This window comes from Pseudomonas putida (assembly GCF_022627325.1).
GTDB lineage: Bacteria > Pseudomonadota > Gammaproteobacteria > Pseudomonadales > Pseudomonadaceae > Aquipseudomonas > Aquipseudomonas putida_X.
The window spans coordinates 161,070-176,583 of sequence record NZ_JAETZZ010000008.1; the positions used below are offsets into that span (position 1 = coordinate 161,070).

The 15,514-nt window shown below is 62.4% G+C and carries 17 protein-coding genes and 1 tRNA gene; 9 read left to right on the forward strand and 9 right to left on the reverse strand.

Features of this window, described 5'->3' with window-relative positions:
• Positions 1–108: 108 nt before the first annotated feature.
• The 6 genes from gorA to JNA92_RS14490 all read right to left on the reverse strand — a co-directional run bounded on the left by gorA (position 109) and on the right by JNA92_RS14490 (position 6,074).
• Positions 109–1,464: a glutathione-disulfide reductase gene (gorA, locus tag JNA92_RS14465; protein WP_241805330.1), complete on the reverse strand. Its 1,356-nt coding sequence runs from the start codon at positions 1,462–1,464 to the stop codon at positions 109–111.
• Between the two features lie 175 nt (positions 1,465–1,639).
• A complete protein-coding gene (gene galU / locus JNA92_RS14470; RefSeq protein WP_012315035.1) occupies positions 1,640–2,479 on the reverse strand; it encodes a UTP--glucose-1-phosphate uridylyltransferase GalU in 840 nt (279 codons plus the stop codon).
• A gap of 48 nt (positions 2,480–2,527) precedes the next feature.
• Positions 2,528–3,889 carry a UDP-glucose dehydrogenase family protein gene (locus tag JNA92_RS14475; RefSeq protein WP_241805331.1) on the reverse strand — a complete coding sequence of 454 codons (1,362 nt, stop codon included), beginning with the start codon at positions 3,887–3,889 and terminating at the stop codon, positions 2,528–2,530.
• A gap of 100 nt (positions 3,890–3,989) precedes the next feature.
• Positions 3,990–4,922 (reverse strand): c-type cytochrome, encoded by a 933-nt coding sequence (locus tag JNA92_RS14480; RefSeq protein ID WP_241805332.1) that lies wholly within the window; start codon positions 4,920–4,922, stop codon positions 3,990–3,992.
• Positions 4,919–5,569, reverse strand: coding sequence for a c-type cytochrome (locus JNA92_RS14485; protein WP_241805333.1), 651 nt, complete (start codon positions 5,567–5,569; stop codon positions 4,919–4,921). Before JNA92_RS14485 ends, JNA92_RS14480 begins: the two co-directional genes overlap by 4 nt.
• Positions 5,570–5,714: 145 nt before the next feature.
• Positions 5,715–6,074, reverse strand: a complete 360-nt coding sequence (locus tag JNA92_RS14490; RefSeq protein ID WP_241805334.1) for a hypothetical protein — start codon at positions 6,072–6,074, stop codon at positions 5,715–5,717.
• 160 nt (positions 6,075–6,234) lie between these two features.
• Between JNA92_RS14490 and JNA92_RS14495 the strand changes: the two genes are divergently transcribed.
• From JNA92_RS14495 to csrA, 8 genes are all read left to right on the forward strand, one after another.
• Positions 6,235–6,537 carry a DUF1883 domain-containing protein gene (locus tag JNA92_RS14495; protein WP_241805335.1) on the forward strand — a complete coding sequence of 101 codons (303 nt, stop codon included), beginning with the start codon at positions 6,235–6,237 and terminating at the stop codon, positions 6,535–6,537.
• Positions 6,538–6,544: 7 nt separating this feature from the next.
• Complete coding sequence (locus JNA92_RS14500; protein WP_241805336.1) at positions 6,545–6,715, forward strand: hypothetical protein; 171 nt, start codon at positions 6,545–6,547, stop codon at positions 6,713–6,715.
• A 31-nt stretch (positions 6,716–6,746) separates the two neighbouring features.
• Positions 6,747–7,823: an NAD(P)H-dependent flavin oxidoreductase gene (locus JNA92_RS14505; RefSeq protein WP_241805337.1), complete on the forward strand. Its 1,077-nt coding sequence runs from the start codon at positions 6,747–6,749 to the stop codon at positions 7,821–7,823.
• 137 nt (positions 7,824–7,960) lie between these two features.
• Entirely contained in the window at positions 7,961–8,719 is a 759-nt protein-coding gene (gene modA / locus JNA92_RS14510) for a molybdate ABC transporter substrate-binding protein (protein ID WP_241805338.1), read from the forward strand.
• Positions 8,719–9,399: a molybdate ABC transporter permease subunit gene (modB, locus tag JNA92_RS14515; protein ID WP_241805339.1), complete on the forward strand. Its 681-nt coding sequence runs from the start codon at positions 8,719–8,721 to the stop codon at positions 9,397–9,399. Before modA ends, modB begins: the two co-directional genes overlap by 1 nt.
• Before the next feature lies 1 nt (position 9,400).
• Positions 9,401–10,492: a molybdenum ABC transporter ATP-binding protein gene (gene modC / locus JNA92_RS14520; RefSeq protein WP_241805340.1), complete on the forward strand. Its 1,092-nt coding sequence runs from the start codon at positions 9,401–9,403 to the stop codon at positions 10,490–10,492.
• A 57-nt stretch (positions 10,493–10,549) separates the two neighbouring features.
• Positions 10,550–11,572, forward strand: a complete 1,023-nt coding sequence (locus JNA92_RS14525; protein ID WP_241805341.1) for a DNA topoisomerase IB — start codon at positions 10,550–10,552, stop codon at positions 11,570–11,572.
• A 252-nt stretch (positions 11,573–11,824) separates the two neighbouring features.
• Positions 11,825–12,016 (forward strand): carbon storage regulator CsrA, encoded by a 192-nt coding sequence (gene csrA / locus JNA92_RS14530; RefSeq protein ID WP_241805342.1) that lies wholly within the window; start codon positions 11,825–11,827, stop codon positions 12,014–12,016.
• A gap of 68 nt (positions 12,017–12,084) precedes the next feature.
• Here csrA and JNA92_RS14535 read toward each other — a convergent pair whose 3' ends face one another.
• Genes JNA92_RS14535 through JNA92_RS14545 form a run of 3 tightly spaced genes read right to left on the reverse strand, consistent with a single transcriptional unit; the run spans position 12,085 to position 15,060 of the window.
• A complete protein-coding gene (locus JNA92_RS14535; RefSeq protein WP_012315048.1) occupies positions 12,085–12,438 on the reverse strand; it encodes a response regulator in 354 nt (117 codons plus the stop codon).
• Positions 12,439–12,448: 10 nt separating this feature from the next.
• On the reverse strand, positions 12,449–13,894 hold the full coding sequence (locus JNA92_RS14540) for an ATPase domain-containing protein (protein WP_241805343.1): 1,446 nt from the start codon (positions 13,892–13,894) through the stop codon (positions 12,449–12,451).
• 5 nt (positions 13,895–13,899) lie between these two features.
• Positions 13,900–15,060, reverse strand: coding sequence for a two-component system sensor histidine kinase NtrB (locus JNA92_RS14545; RefSeq protein WP_241805344.1), 1,161 nt, complete (start codon positions 15,058–15,060; stop codon positions 13,900–13,902).
• Positions 15,061–15,358: 298 nt separating this feature from the next.
• Here JNA92_RS14545 and JNA92_RS14550 point away from each other — a divergent pair.
• Positions 15,359–15,443 (forward strand) — tRNA-Leu (locus JNA92_RS14550).
• Positions 15,444–15,514 lie beyond the last annotated feature (71 nt).

The window sequence follows — 15,514 nt, forward strand, 5'->3', positions numbered from 1 at the left end:
GCCCGCTTGTGCGGCCCTCTCCGGCAAGCCGACTGCCATTGCTAGGCGCCGGCTTCAGGGCTGGGCATACCCGGGAAGCCGGCTTGCGGGTTTCAGGGGGAGTGAGGTTCAGCGCGTAACGGTGCGCATGGTGACGAACTCTTCCGCCGCCGTCGGGTGCACGCCAATGGTCTCGTCGAACTGCTGCTTGGTAGCGCCAGCCTTCAGGGCAATACCCAAGCCCTGGATGATCTCGCCAGCCTCAGGGCCGACCATGTGGCAGCCCAGCACCTTGTCGGTTTCGGCGTCCACCACCAGTTTCATCAGGGTCTTTTCCTGGATGTCGGTGAGGGTCAGTTTCATGGCGCGGAAGCGGCTTTCGAAGACCTGCACCTTGTGCCCGGCTTCCAGTGCCTGCTCTTCAGTCAGGCCCACGGTACCGATCGGCGGCTGGCTGAACACTGCGGTGGGGATGTTCTGGTAATCCACCGGGCGGTACTGCTCGGGTTTGAACAGGCGCCGTGCCACGGCCATGCCTTCGGCCAGGGCGACCGGGGTGAGCTGCACGCGGCCGATCACATCGCCGATGGCCAGGATCGTCGGAGCGGTGGTCTGGTACTGCTCGTCCACACGGATGTAACCGCGGCCGTCCAGCTCCACACCGGTGTTTTCCAGGCCCAGATTGTCGAGCATCGGGCGTCGGCCGGTGGCGTAGAACACGCAATCGGTGACCAGTTCACGGCCATCCTTGAGGGTGGCCTTGAGGCTGCCGTCTTCAAGCTGCTCGATGCGCTGGATATCGGCATTGAACTGTAAGTCCATGCCGCGTTTTTCCAGCTCTTCCTTCAAATGGGTACGCACCGAACCGTCGAAACCGCGCAGGAACATGTCGCCGCGATAGAGCAACGTGGTGGCAGCGCCCAGCCCTTGGAAAATGCCGGCGAACTCGACCGCAATGTAGCCGCCGCCCACCACCAGCACCCGGCGTGGCAGCGCTTTGAGGTAAAACGCCTCGTTGGAGGTGATGGCCAGTTCCTTGCCCGGAATGTCCGGTACCTGGGGCCAGCCACCCGTCGCGATAAGGATGTGCCCGGCGCTGTAGCGCTGGCCTTGCACTTCCACTTCGTTGGCGCCGGTGATGCGCGCATGGCCTTGCAGCAGCGTCACGCCGCTGTTGACCAGCAGGTTGCGATAGATGCCGTTGAGGCGTTCGATTTCGCGATTTTTGTTGGCGATGAGGGTACCCCAGTCGAAGTGGCCCTCCTCCAAGGTCCAGCCGTAGCCGGCAGCCTGCTCCAGTTCATCCGCGACGTGGGCGCCATACACCAGCAGCTTCTTGGGCACACAACCAACGTTGACGCAGGTACCACCCAGGTAGCGGCTCTCGGCTACCGCCACTTTTGCGCCAAAGCCCGCTGCGAAGCGCGCCGCGCGCACACCACCGGACCCGGCACCAATCACGAACAGATCAAAATCGTAGGCCATGTATTCAGTCTCCTTGGCTGGCGTTCAGCATACCGCCGTTGGCCGCCACAAACAAAAAAGCCACCCAGCCGGGTAATGCACGGCAGTCAGCATTTTCAGGGCCGCTGTGCGGCTCCAAATCGCTTGACTGTAGTGCATTACCCCGAAGGGTGGCTCGTAGACCCGCGGTGGCTTATCAGTAAGCCTTGCCGGTCTTGTAGTAGTTCTCGAAGCAGAAGTTGGTCGCGTCGATGTAACCTTCGGCGCCGCCGCAGTCGAAACGCTGGCCCTTGAACTTGTAGGCGATCACGCAGCCGTTCTGCGCCTGCTGCATCAGTGCGTCAGTGATCTGGATCTCGCCGCCTTTGCCCGGTGGGGTGTTGCGGATGATATCGAAGATATCCGGGGTCAGGATGTAGCGGCCGATGATCGCCAGGTTCGACGGAGCGTCTTCCGGGGCAGGCTTCTCGACCATGTTGGTCACACGGAAGATGTCGTCGCGGATCATGTCGCCGGCAATCACGCCGTACTTGTTGGTTTCCTGCGGATCGACTTCCTGGATGGCGATGATCGAGCAGCGGAACTGGTTATACAGCTTCACCATCTGGGTCAGTACGCCGTCACCTTCCGGGTTGACGCACAGGTCATCGGCCAGCACCACGGCAAACGGTTCGTCACCGATCAGCGGCTGGCCGGTGAGGATGGCATGGCCCAGGCCTTTCATTTCGGTCTGGCGGGTGTAGGAGAACGAGCACTCGTTGAGCAGGCGACGGATGCCGACCAGGTATTTTTCCTTGTCGGTGCCCTTGATCTGGTTTTCCAGCTCGTAGCTGATGTCGAAGTGGTCTTCCAGGGCGCGCTTACCGCGGCCTGTGACAATGGAAATCTCGTTCAGGCCAGCGTCCAGGGCCTCTTCAACGCCATACTGGATCAGTGGCTTGTTGACCACTGGCAGCATTTCCTTGGGCATGGCTTTGGTAGCAGGCAGGAAGCGAGTGCCGTAACCGGCTGCCGGGAACAAGCATTTCTTGATCATAAACGTCCTTAAACAAAGGCGGAGCCTGTGGAATTCGGCGCAGTCTAATCAGGCGGCAGTCACCTTACAATGCCCCGCCTGGGGCCGACCGATGCCATGATAGAGATAACCCAGTGTAGATAGTTCCAGGGGATCGTAAATATTACGACCATCAAATATCACTGGCATGCGCATCAGCCCGCGCACTCGGCTGAAATCCGGTTGGCGGAACTGCTTCCATTCAGTCACCAGGGCCAGTGCATCGGCACCTTCCACGCAGGCGTAAGGGTCCTCGGTCAGCTTCAGTTGACCACTGGCCAGCGCCTGCGCATAGCGCTCGGCAACCCCGGCCAGCGCTACCGGATCGCAGGCCTGCACGCGTGTGCCTGCGGCCAGCAACGCATCGAGCAGCACCAGGCTGGGTGCCTCGCGCAGGTCATCGGTGCCCGGTTTGAAGGCCAGCCCCCATACCGCCACGGTACGCCCGCGTAGCACACCACCGAAATGCTGCTGCAGGGCGGTGAACAACAGGTTTTTTTGCTGATCGTTGCGGGCCTGTACTGCCCGCAGGATGGCAGGCTGATAACCTTGCTGCTCGGCTGTGCGCAGCAACGCACGGATGTCCTTCGGGAAGCACGATCCCCCATAGCCACAGCCGGCGTAGATGAAATGGCTGCCGATGCGCCGGTCGCTGCCAATGCCGTGGCGCACCTGCTCGATGTCCACGCCCAGGTGGGCGCACAGCCCGGCCAGTTCGTTGATGAACGATATCTTGGTGGCCAGGAAGGCGTTGGCGGCGTACTTGCTGAACTCGGCCGCACGCGGGGACATCACCAGGATACGTTCGCGGTTGCGCACAAAGGGCGCGTAGAGGCGTTGCAAGCACTGCCGTGCTGTCTCGTTGTCCGTGCCTATGATGATGCGGTCCGGGCGCATGAAATCGTCGACGGCGCTGCCTTCCTTGAGAAACTCCGGGTTGCTCGCCACCTCGACGGTAAAACCGGCGCTGCGCTCGCGCAGGCCCTGCATCACCTGCCGGGCCACGCGCTCTGCGGTGCCGACCGGCACGGTCGACTTGTTGACCACCAGGCAACTGCGCGGCAAATGGCGGCCAAGGCTGTCGGCCACGGCCAGGACGTGCTGCAGGTCGGCCGAGCCGTCCTCCAGGCTGGGCGTACCCACGGCGATGAACACCACCTGCGCCGTGGCCAGCGACGGCTGCCACTGGTCGCTGAAGCTCAGCAGCCCTTGCTCCATGCCCGCTTGCAGCAGTGCCTGCAACCCCGGTTCGTGGATCGGACACTGGCCCTGCCGTAGCTGTGCCAGGCGGTGCGGGTCACGCTCCAGGCACACCACCCGGTTGCCCATCCCGGCGAAACAGGCTGCCGTCACCAACCCTACATACCCTGCCCCGATCACACAGAGGTCCATGGCCGCGCTCCTTGAGTGAGATAGCGGACATTGCTACCGCCCGGGGGTTGCAAAGCGGTGACGGCGCCATGACAGAACAGTGCGGCCAACGGTGAGCGCGTCAGCTACCGGTGCCCTGCCCGATCAGCACCCCGTCGACCTTCTGCCCATACAGGTTGACGCCGTCGTTGGCATGGAACTTCAGCCGGGTCTTCTCGATAGAGCCCTCCACCAGCCGAGGGTCCTGCGGCCGTTCGTGGCGGTTGACCCAGGCTGCCACATCCCACGCCTGCTGATCACTCAGGCTGCCTGGCCGGCCCAGCGGCATGTTGTGCTTGATGAAGGAAGCCGCCGTATTGATCCGGTGCATGCCGGCGCCCCAGTTGTAGGAATCCTTGCCCCACAACGGCGGCATCACGTATTCGTCGGCCACCTTCTGCCCTTCGCCGTTGTCCCCGTGGCAGATGGCGCACTGCTCGCGGTAAACCTGCTGACCGCGCTTGAAGTCATAGCCACCCTTGGGTTGCGGTACTTCAGGGTACCCGCGCCCGGCGATCTCCACCCCTGTAGGGGCTTTGGTAGCCAACCAGTAGGCATAGACCGACAGCGCGGTCATCTGCGGGCTGTCGGCGGCCGGTGGCTTGCCGTTCATGCTGAACTGGAAGCAGCCTTGGATACGCTCGGCGAAGGTGTTGACCTTGTCATTTTTCTTGCGATATGCCGGATACATAGGGTAGGCACCCCACATCGGCGCAGAGTGCGCCAAGCGGCCTTGGTCCAGGTGGCAGTTGCTGCAGTTCATGCCGTTACCCACCGCCTCAGGCATCAGTCGGCGGGTGTCGACGAACAGCGCATGGCCCTCGCGCACCCTGTTGCCGAAAGCGTTGTCGGGCAGTTCACGCTCAGCGGGAGGCGCAAACTGCGCTGAGCCCTTGGCAGCAGTAACGTTCAACTGCGACTGGTCTTCCATGGCGATGGGCGCCGCAACTGCATGCCCCATGGCCGACAGCAGCAACGCTGGCATCAGTGCTTTCTTGGCTTTCTTGGCTGTCATGGCTTGACCTCCTGGCTGGCAGGGTTGGCAAAGAATGCTGCGATTGCCTGGACCTCTTGGTCGGTCAGGGCCTTGGCCACGCCGACCATCAGCTGATTGGGGTCGTTGCTGCGGCTGCCATCGCGCCAGCCATTGAGTTGCGCCGCCAGGTAGCTGGCAGGCTGACCTGCCAGGGGCGGAAAGTGCTCGCCCACACCACTGCCACCAGGGCCATGGCATTGCACGCAACCGGGAATGTTACGGCTCCAGTCACCGTAAAGCGCCAGGCGGGTGGTGGGGTCGTTAGCGATCTGCTGGCGGCGCACACCTGGGGCCTGCTCGCCTGGCAGGCTGGCCAGGTAGCTGCTGACAGCCGTGATCTCATCCTCGGTCAAGGCCTTGGCCAGCGGCTCCATCACCGCTTGTTTGCGGCTGCCGGCACGCCAGTCATGCAACTGTTTGCTCAGGTAACCTGCCGGCAGGCCGGCCAGGCGTGGGAAGCCAGCGGTGGCTATGCCCTTGCCGTCAGGGCCATGGCAGCCCAGGCAAGCCATGGCGGCGGGGTTGGCGCCACCCTGGGTGAAGATCTTCTGGCCATCGGCGGCGTGCGCCATGGGCCAGGCCACGATCAGCAGGCTGCCGATCAGGACTCGACTCAACGGGGTCATCACGAATCTCCATTTCTTTTGTTATAAGCTTAGGCTTAAAACACATAAGCAAATGGATACTAGCCCCGCCTGGGAACTGCCAACAACGGCAACACGACCAGCACATGGCAATTGGCCTTGTTAACCGCGTTTTACTTGAGCCAGATCAACCGCCAGAGATGCACTTGGTCGCCGCGGTGCGCACATCCCCCAGACGCAGTGGGAAGTTGTTCAAGCGTTCATGCAGCTTGATGCTGCTGCCGCTGCCACGTTCATCGATATCCACCAGTGCCGCTGGCCCGGCGCCGGCCGTCAGCTTTTGCGGCACGATCAAGCGCAGGCCATCGCCGCGCTGCTCTTCGACCAACGGATCACGGGTGTTCGCCAGCTCCTTCTTGACACAGTCGGCATACTCGCGGGGCGTCTTGCCAGAGATCACATCCATCGTTTCGTGCGACTGCTCCAGCTCGGCAACGCTGACACAACCACCCAGCGTCAGGGACAACGCCGCCACCATCCACTTCATTTGGCATACCTCAGCTATCAGGAATGCATCAGACCACGGCCAGGCACTTTTGCTCCGTGCTTTGGCAGATTTATCTAGCCCCACGCCATCCGGCGCGCCAGCCAATCCCGACATCGTGGTATCGTTCGCGTTTGCTGAACCCGACTTTGCGGAGCACCCCATGAAATTCGTACACCAGCGCGAGCATCTGAACGAGGACGACATCGTCGTCATCGAGTGCTCTCAACGCTGCAACATCCGCCTGATGAACGACGCCAACTTCCGCAGCTTCAAAAACGGCGGCCGACACACCTACCACGGCGGCCACTTCGAGCGGTTCCCGGCCAAGATCACGGTACCTAGCACCGGTTTCTGGAACATCACCATCGACACCGTGACCACGCGCCCGATCTCGGTAACGCGCAAGCCAACCTTGTCCCACAAGATCAAGATCATCCGTCGTTCGTCGTCCAAACTCAGATAAGACCGCCATGAACCAGAACATCAAGTACGTCATCAAATACAAGCTCGACGGCGAACGCCGCTGGGACTTCGCCGTCATGTCCGATGCCTCGCACGAGCAGGCACTGGAAGCCCTGCGCAAGATCCACGGCGACGACGCCGACAAGATCAGCGAGATCCACGTCAGCAAGGCCCTGTAAAAACCGCTGGGAAAACCGCTGGGAGAACTGCATGAGCAACTGGCCCGACCGTCGTATTCTCGATCTGCTGGGCATCGAGTTGCCCATTCTCCAGGCGCCCATGGCCGGCGCCAGCGGCTCGGCTCTGGCCATCGCCGTGGCCAACGCCGGGGGCCTGGGCGCCCTGCCCTGCGCCATGCTTACCGGCGAGCAGGTGCGCGACGAGATCGCAGCCTTTCGCAGCGCTTGCCCGAGCGCCCCGCTGAACCTGAATTTCTTCTGCCACCAGCCGCCAGCCCCTGACGTCGACCGCGACAAGCGCTGGAAGCTGGCACTCAAGCCGTACTACACCGAACTGGGCGCCGACTTCGAGGCTCCCACCCCGGTGTCCAACCGCGCCCCCTTTGACGAGCACAGCTGCCAGTGGGTCGAACAACTGCGCCCGGAGGTGGTGAGCTTCCACTTCGGCCTGCCCGACGCTGCGCTGCTGCAGCGTGTGAAAGCAACCGGCGCCAAGGTGCTGTCCAGCGCCACTACGGTGGAAGAAGCGCTGTGGTTGGAGGCCAAGGGTTGCGACGCGATCATTGCCATGGGCAGTGAAGCCGGTGGCCATCGCGGCATGTTCCTCAGTGAAGACATCAACAGCCAGATCGGCACCTTCGCCCTGGTGCCGCAGGTTGCCGATGCAGTCGGGGTGCCGGTGATCGCCGCTGGCGGCATCGCTGACCCTCGTGGCCTGGTTGCCGCGCTGGCCCTGGGGGCCAGCGCCGTGCAAATCGGCACGGCCTACCTGTTCTGCCCGCAGGCCAAGGTGTCTGCAGCCCACCGGCGCGCGCTGGACAGTGCTTCGGCCAGCGACACGGCCCTGACCAACCTGTTCACCGGGCGCCCGGCACGCGGCATCAACAACCGCGTCATGCGCGAACTGGGGCCGATGAGTGAACTGGCGCCACGCTTCCCCCTGGCTGGCGGCGCGCTGATGCCGTTGCGGGCAATCACCGATCCACAAGGCAACAGCGACTTCAGCAACTTGTGGGCAGGGCAAGCGTTGCGGCTGGGCAAAGCGATGCCGGCTGAACAGCTGACCCGGGAAATTGCAGAGAGGGCGTTGACGCTGATTGGCCGTTAGCCACTGACCTGGGGTGCCGCCCCTGAAGGGATTGCGCCAATTTCAGCTATCAAGCCAGGCAGCACCTTCCGGCTTCAGGGCTATCGCTATATAGTTACCGCTATAACGACAACCTGCACTCCTAAGGAGCTGTTTTCATGCGTACACGCTTGCCCCTCCTGGCCGCCACTGCCCTCGCCTGCATCCTATACGTCAACAGCGCCTGGGCCGACGAGGTGCAGGTTGCGGTCGCTGCAAACTTCACCGCGCCGATCCAGGCCATCGCCAAGGACTTCGAGAAAGACACCGGCCACAAGCTGATCGCTGCCTACGGCGCCACCGGGCAGTTCTACGCACAGATCAAGAACGGCGCGCCGTTCGAGGTGTTCCTCGCCGCCGATGACAGCACCCCGGCCAAGCTGGAGCAGGAAAAGGACATCGTCCCCGGCTCGCGCTTCACCTACGCCATTGGTACGTTGGCCCTGTGGTCGGCCAAGGACGGCTACGTTGACGCCCAAGGTGAGGTATTGAAGAAAAACCAGTACAAGCACCTGTCCATCGCCAACCCGAAAACGGCGCCCTACGGCCTGGCCGCCACGCAAGTACTGGCCAAGCTTGGCTTGGCTCAAGCCACCCAGGGTAAGATCGTCGAAGGCCAGAACATCACTCAAGCCTTCCAGTTCGTCTCCACCGGCAATGCCGAGCTGGGTTTCGTCGCCCTGTCGCAGATCTACAAGGACGGCAAAGTCACCCGTGGTTCGGCCTGGGTCGTACCGTCCGAGCTGCACGACCCTATCCGCCAGGACGCCGTCATTCTCAACAAGGGCAAAGACAACCCGGCGGCCAAGGCACTGGTTGAATACCTCAAAGGCCCCAAAGCCACTGCGATCATCAAGTCTTATGGTTATGAACGCTGATGCCACTGGACGCCAGTGACCTGGGTGCCATCTGGCTGACCGTCAAGCTGGCCAGCCTGACCACCCTGATCTTGCTGCTCATCGGCACGCCCATCGCCTGGTGGCTGGCGCGTACGCGCTCTTGGCTGCGCGGGCCCGTGGGCGCAGTGGTGGCGCTGCCGCTGGTGCTGCCGCCGACAGTGATCGGGTTTTACCTGCTGATCGCCCTCGGCCCGCATGGCTGGATAGGCCAGGCCACCGAGGCGCTGGGCCTGGGCAGCGTGGTGTTCAGTTTCACTGGCCTGGTGATCGGCTCGACGGTGTACTCCCTGCCGTTCGTGGTGCAACCGCTGCAGAACGCCTTCGCTGCCATCGGCCAGCGCCCGCTGGAAGTCGCCGCGACCTTGCGCGCCAGCCCGTGGGACACCTTCGTACATGTGGTGCTGCCGCTGGCACGGCCTGGTTTCATCACCGCCAGCATCCTTGGTTTTGCCCACACCGTAGGCGAGTTTGGTGTGGTGCTGATGATTGGCGGCAACATCCCTGACAAGACCCGCGTGGTCTCGGTGCAGATCTTCGATCACGTCGAGGCCATGGAATACACGCAAGCCCACTGGCTGGCCGGTGCCATGCTGGTGTTCTCGTTCCTGGTGCTGCTCCTGCTGTACGCAGGGCGCCGAGGCAAGCCTGGCTGGAGCTGAAATGAGCGGATCGATTGTGGCGCGCATCAAGCTTGCGCGTGACGACTTCACCTTGGATGTCGACCTGCAACTGCCAGGGCGCGGCATCAGCGCCCTGTTCGGCCATTCCGGCTCGGGCAAAACCTCGTGCCTGCGCTGCCTGGCCGGCCTGGAAAGGGCCGCGAGCGCCTATATCGAGGTCAATGGTGAAGTCTGGGAAGACAGTGCGCGCAACTACTTCCAGGCGCCCCACCTGCGGCCGGTCGGCTACGTGTTTCAGGAGGCCAGCCTGTTCCCGCATTTGTCGGTGCGCGGCAACCTGGCGTTCGGCTGGCGGCGAATTGCACCAGGCGAGCGCAAGGTCAACCTCGACCAGGCCTGCCAACTGCTGGGCATCGGCCATCTGCTCGAGCGCAGGCCGGCAACCCTGTCGGGCGGCGAGGCTCAGCGTGTGGGTATCGCCCGGGCGCTGCTCAGCAGCCCGCGCCTGTTATTGATGGATGAGCCCCTGGCCGCACTGGACGGGCCGCGCAAGCGCGAGATCCTGCCCTACCTGGAGCGCCTGCACGATGAACTGGACGTTCCCGTGATCTACGTCAGCCATGCCCAGGACGAAGTGGCGCGGCTGGCCGACCACCTGGTGCTGCTGGAGCAAGGCAGGGCAACGGCCAGCGGCCCGATTGGGCAAACCCTCGCGCGCCTGGACCTGTCGCTGGCCCAGGGCGACGATGCCGGCGCGGTATTAGAGGGCGTGGTGGTTGACCACGACGCCCATTACGGCTTGCTCGACCTGCGCCTGCCTGGCAGTGAAGCGCCGTTGCTGCGCATTGCCTACCCGGCGCACGAAACGGGCAGCACCTTGCGGGTCAAGATTCAGGCCCGCGACGTCAGCCTGACGCTATCGCCAGATGGCGCCTCCAGCATCCTTAACCGGCTGGCCGTGCGGGTGCGTGACGTGCACCCGGCAGACAACCCGGCGCATGTGCTCGTCAGCCTGGATGCCGGCGGCAATGCCCTGCTGGCGCGCATCACCCGCTTCTCGGCGGACCAGCTCGGCCTGCATCCGGGGCAGGCGTTGATCGCGCAAATAAAGTCGGTAGCGCTATTGGGCTGAGCATCACTCGCGCGGCCGCTGTCCATTGATCAGTGACCTGATCGAGGCCTGCCGCCCATGCTTGACTGCACCTTACCCGCCAGCCTGCATTACGTTGACGATAGCCAGCCCGGCCTGAGCCGGCGCCGCTGGCGCGACCGTTTCATCTACCTCGATGCCCAAGGCCAGCGGGTGCGCGACAGCGAAACCCTGGCGCGCATCGCCGCCCTGGTGATCCCGCCAGCCTACACCGACGTGTGGATTTGCGCCGACCCGCAAGGCCACCTGCAAGCCACAGGGCGCGATGCGCGTGGCCGCAAGCAATACCGCTACCACGCCCAGTGGCGTGAGCTGCGCGATCAACACAAATATGGACGCATGCTGGCCTTCGCCCAGGCATTGCCCAAGCTTCGCGCACAGCTGGAGACCCACCTGGCGCGCCCGGGGCTGGACCGGGAGAAGGTAATGGCACTGGTGGTCAGCCTGCTGGACCACACACTGATTCGCATCGGCAATCAGCGCTATTTGCGCGACAACAAATCCTACGGCCTGACCACGCTGCGCAACCGCCATGTGAAGGTCGAGGGCAGCACCATCCGCTTCCAGTTCCGCGGCAAGCGCGGCGTGGAACACAATGTCACCCTGCGCGACCGACGCCTGGCCAACCTGCTCAAACGTTGCATGGAGCTGCCGGGCCAAGCGCTGTTCCAGTACCTGGACGAAGAAGGCCAGCGGCACAGCATTGGGTCGAGTGAGATCAACCAGTTCCTGCAGCAACTGACCGGTGCCGATTTCACTGCCAAGGATTACCGCACCTGGGCAGGTAGCAGCCTGGCGCTGAGCCTGCTCAGGCCGCTGGCCTGGGAGCCGGAAAGCGAGGCCAAGCGCCAGGTTGCGAGTATCGTCAAGCAGGTGGCCGCGCGCCTGGGCAACACGCCGGCCGTATGCAGGCGCTGCTATATCCACCCTGCCGTGCTGGAGCATTACGCGTTGGGACGCCTGGCAGAGCTTCCTGGCCGCCGCGTGCGCAAGGGCCTTGATCCCGAAGAAGTGGCATTGCTGTTGTTTCTGCAGGCACTGGAGCAAGCACAAGCCAATTGAACGAGCCTATACCTGTAATCATGCAGAGAAATTTCCCATTAAGGCCGAAGCGCCCTATCCTTGCCACCGAGCACCTTCGCCGGACGCTTACCCGCGTTTCACCACGGCACCTGCAACTAAAGACACACAACAGAATTTGCTTTACGGGGAATTAATATCCGCCGAAAGCGTCTTTAATGAGAAGGAAGAGGGACAGGCTCCCACCACTGCGGCACTTGCCGGGTGGATTTCGATACCACCAAGGAGAACTACATGCTGATACTCACCCGTAAGGTTGGCGAAAGCATCGTCATCAACGATGACATCAAAGTCACCATTCTGGGCGTCAAGGGGATGCAGGTGAGGATTGGCATTGATGCACCAAAAGATGTCCAGGTGCACCGTGAAGAAATCTTCAAGCGTATCCAGGCCGGTAGCCCGGCGCCGGAAAAGCACGACGATTAACACTGATTGCGACACTTCAAGCCGCACGGACGCGCTTGATCGATTGCGTACCTACCGCAGCCCGAGCCTCAGGCGCCAAGCAGCTCGCGCACTTTGGCGATCAACTTGTCCACGTCGAACGGTTTGTCGAACGCCGCAGCGAACAGCTCCGGGCGTCCTTGGCTGGCCTGCGCGCCACTCATCAGGATCACAGGGAGGTCGGGCAACTGCAGCTCTTTGCGAATAGCCAGCACCAGCTCTTCGCCGTTGAGCACCGGCATCATGTAGTCGGTGATCACCAGATCCACGCGTTTTTCCTGTAACGCTTCCAGGGCCTTGCGCCCATTGCTCGCCTTTTCTACCAGAAAGCCTTCGTCCTCCAGGGCAAAGCCCAGGATATCGGCGATCAGGTATTCGTCATCGACGATCAGAATAGTGTTCATCCGCCGCCCTTCACCCGCTGCCTTGGGGCACGGGCGTACCCGAGAGCACACCGGATGCGCCCTCGAAAGCCTTGTGCAGGTGAATGCCCTGCGGGCCGATATGCAACTCATGCAGCGCAGGGTCGTGATGGCTGTCGCGCACCTTGAGCACTGACAACATGCGCCGCAGTTGCGAATCCAGTTCGACAAAACGCATCAATAACAGGTTATCGACGATGCTCGACAGGTCGGGAGCCGGGGCGGTGATTTCCGCGCCAAACAGGTCGCGCATCTCCCAGGTGAGCATGACGCTGACATCGCGTGCGCGCAGCTCGCCAGTCAAGGCGCGGAAAAACGCATTGAGCCGTGCCGGATCAGTCGCCAGGCGGCTGAATGCGCCCAGGCTGTCGATCAGCACACGCTTGCTACCCTGCTGCTGGACTTGTTCCAACAGGCGGGCACCGACCTGGTCGAGCAAGCCCTCGGTCGTCGGTTGCCAGCTCAGTTGCAAAGCACCTTGCCGCTCCAGCGCGTCGAAGTCGTAACCCAAGGAAGCGGCCTTCAGGCGTACCCTGGCAGGTGTTTCATAGAAGCCGAAATGCAGCGCAGGGCTTTCGGCGGTTGCTGCGCCAAGAAAGGCCAGGCCCAGCGACGTCTTGCCTGCACCGGAGGGGCCCATCAACAAACTCACCGAACCACTGGCCAGCCCGCCGCCCAACATTTCATCCAGCGCGGTTACGCCCGAGGTCACCTGGCTCAGCGTGGCCGAACCCAGCTGGCTGGGGTGGCTGTACAGCGCTTCCAGGCGCGGGTAAACATGGATCCCGTCCTCGTCGATCAGGCATTCATGGCGCCCGGACAGTGCCCCGCTACCCCGCGTCTTGCGCAGTTGCACATGGCGCACGGCGCGGCTACCCAGCAACTGTTCCCCCAGTTCGATCACGCCATCGACCATGGTGTGCTCGGGGCTGCCTTCATCGAGCCGGGCACTGGTCAGCAGCAGCACGGTACAGCCGGCAAAAGCGGCATGCCCCTGCAGTTCAGAAACGAACTTCTTGGTATCCAGTGTGGTTTCCGCGCGGACCCTGGCATTGAGCAGGCCGTCGACGATCAGCAGGCTGGCTTGCTGCCGGGCAATTTCCTGGCGGAGCAATTTGACCACCGCATCGAGCCCCTCCTTTTCGAGGGTATCGAAGGCACTGACGAACTGGATCTGGTCACCGATCAGCGCCGAGTCGAAGAACCCCATGGTCGCCAGATACTGAAAAAGCCGTTCATGGGACTCGCTGAGCAGGGTGGCAACCAACACTCGTCCACCCGTGCGTACATGACCACATGCCAACTGGTTGGCGAGGATGGTCTTGCCCGCGCCAGGTGGGCCCTGAACGATGTAGGAGCCGCCTGCGACCAGGCCGCCCTTGAGCAAGGCATCGAGCCCTTCGATCCCCGTCAACAGCCGCTTGAGTGCCTGAACCATGGGAGTTACCTGTGGGATTGAGGGGCCGCAGCGTGCTCCGACGCCGGCAGGTAGAGGCGCATGCAGGTGCCCTTGCCGACCGTACTTTGCACAGAGATTGCGCCGTTGCTTTGCTTGGCAAAGCCGTAGGCCTGACTGAGCCCGAGACCTGTACCCTTGCCAAAAGGCTTGGTGGTGAAAAATGGCTCGAAGATGCGTGGCAGCACGTGGGAGTCGATGCCAGCACCGGAGTCGCGCACTTCAAAGCACACGAACGTGCCGTGCAGCCCGTCTACTTCGCCCGTGAGCTCGACCGCATCAAGCGCAATACAGATCGTGCCGCGCTCACCGACGGCATCGCGGGCATTGAACAGCAAATTGAGCAGTACCATCTGCAACTGCCCGGCATCCACCTCGATCACAGGCAGGTCAGGTTGCAGGTGCTCTTGCAGTTCGATATCGCTCGGCAAGGCGTGCTCCAGCAAACTGCGCGTGGAAGCCAGTACCGTAGCGGGCGCCACCACCGTGACATCCATCTGCCGATGCCTGGCGAACGTCAGCAGTTGCTGCGTCAGCTCGGTACCACGCTGGCCTGCATCCAGGATGTGCTCCAGCATACGCTGCACACGCACCGGGTCCGGGCTGTTCAGTGCCAGCTTGGCCGAACTCATGATGATGGTGAGCAGGTTGTTGAAGTCGTGCGCCAATCCGCCCGTCAATTGGCCCAGCGCCTCGAGCTTTTGCGCCTGGAACAGCTGGGCACGCATGGCGTCCAGTTGCAGTGCCGATTCGCGCCGGTCGGTAATATCGCGCGTGACCTTGGCTAGGCCAATGATCTGTCCCAGATCATCGCGGATCACATCGAGGGCGGCCAACGCCCAGAATTGCGTACCGTCCTTGCGTACCCGCCAGCCCTCATCTTGCGCCACGCCCAGCTCGAGGGCTTGCTTGAGCAGATAGTCAGGGCGCCCTTCAGCGCGGTCTTGGGGTGTGAAGAACAGCGAGAAATGCCGGCCTATCACCTCGTCGGCACGGTAGCCCTTGATCCGTTCAGCGCCGGCATTCCACGACACCACGTGGCCAGAAGGGTCGAGCATGTAGATGGCATAGTCCACCACAGCCTGCACCAGCTGCTCGTAGCGGTTGGCGGTCATTGCAGGTGGGGCGATGCAGTCGGCTGAAACCATGCAAACTCCACTGGCACAGCGGTTGGGCGGTAATGAGTGCGGCCAGCGTAGCCTCAGGCATGGGCGGACGATGCACCCGTTAGCACGATGATGGCTGGCTAAGTACGCAGACGCTGCACTTATTGGATCCAGTAAGGAACGGCACAGTGGCCTAATGACAGCGAGGTGTCAATCGCCTGTGCAAATGCCACCCACTCCTTTGATCATAGGCGCTATGGTTGACTCAACTATAACAATGGGTTATAAAGCGCGCCTGATTACCAGCGCCTCTGCTCAGAGGCGTGCCGGTTTCAAGCGTGCGAGTGTGGTGGAATTGGTATACACAGCAGACTTAAAATCTGTCGGCGTGAGCCTTGCGGGTTCGAGTCCCGCCACTCGCACCATATTCCTCGAAAAGGCGCCCTTACGGTGATGCCCGTCAGTCAAGCGACGTGCTGCATAGCAGTCCTGACAA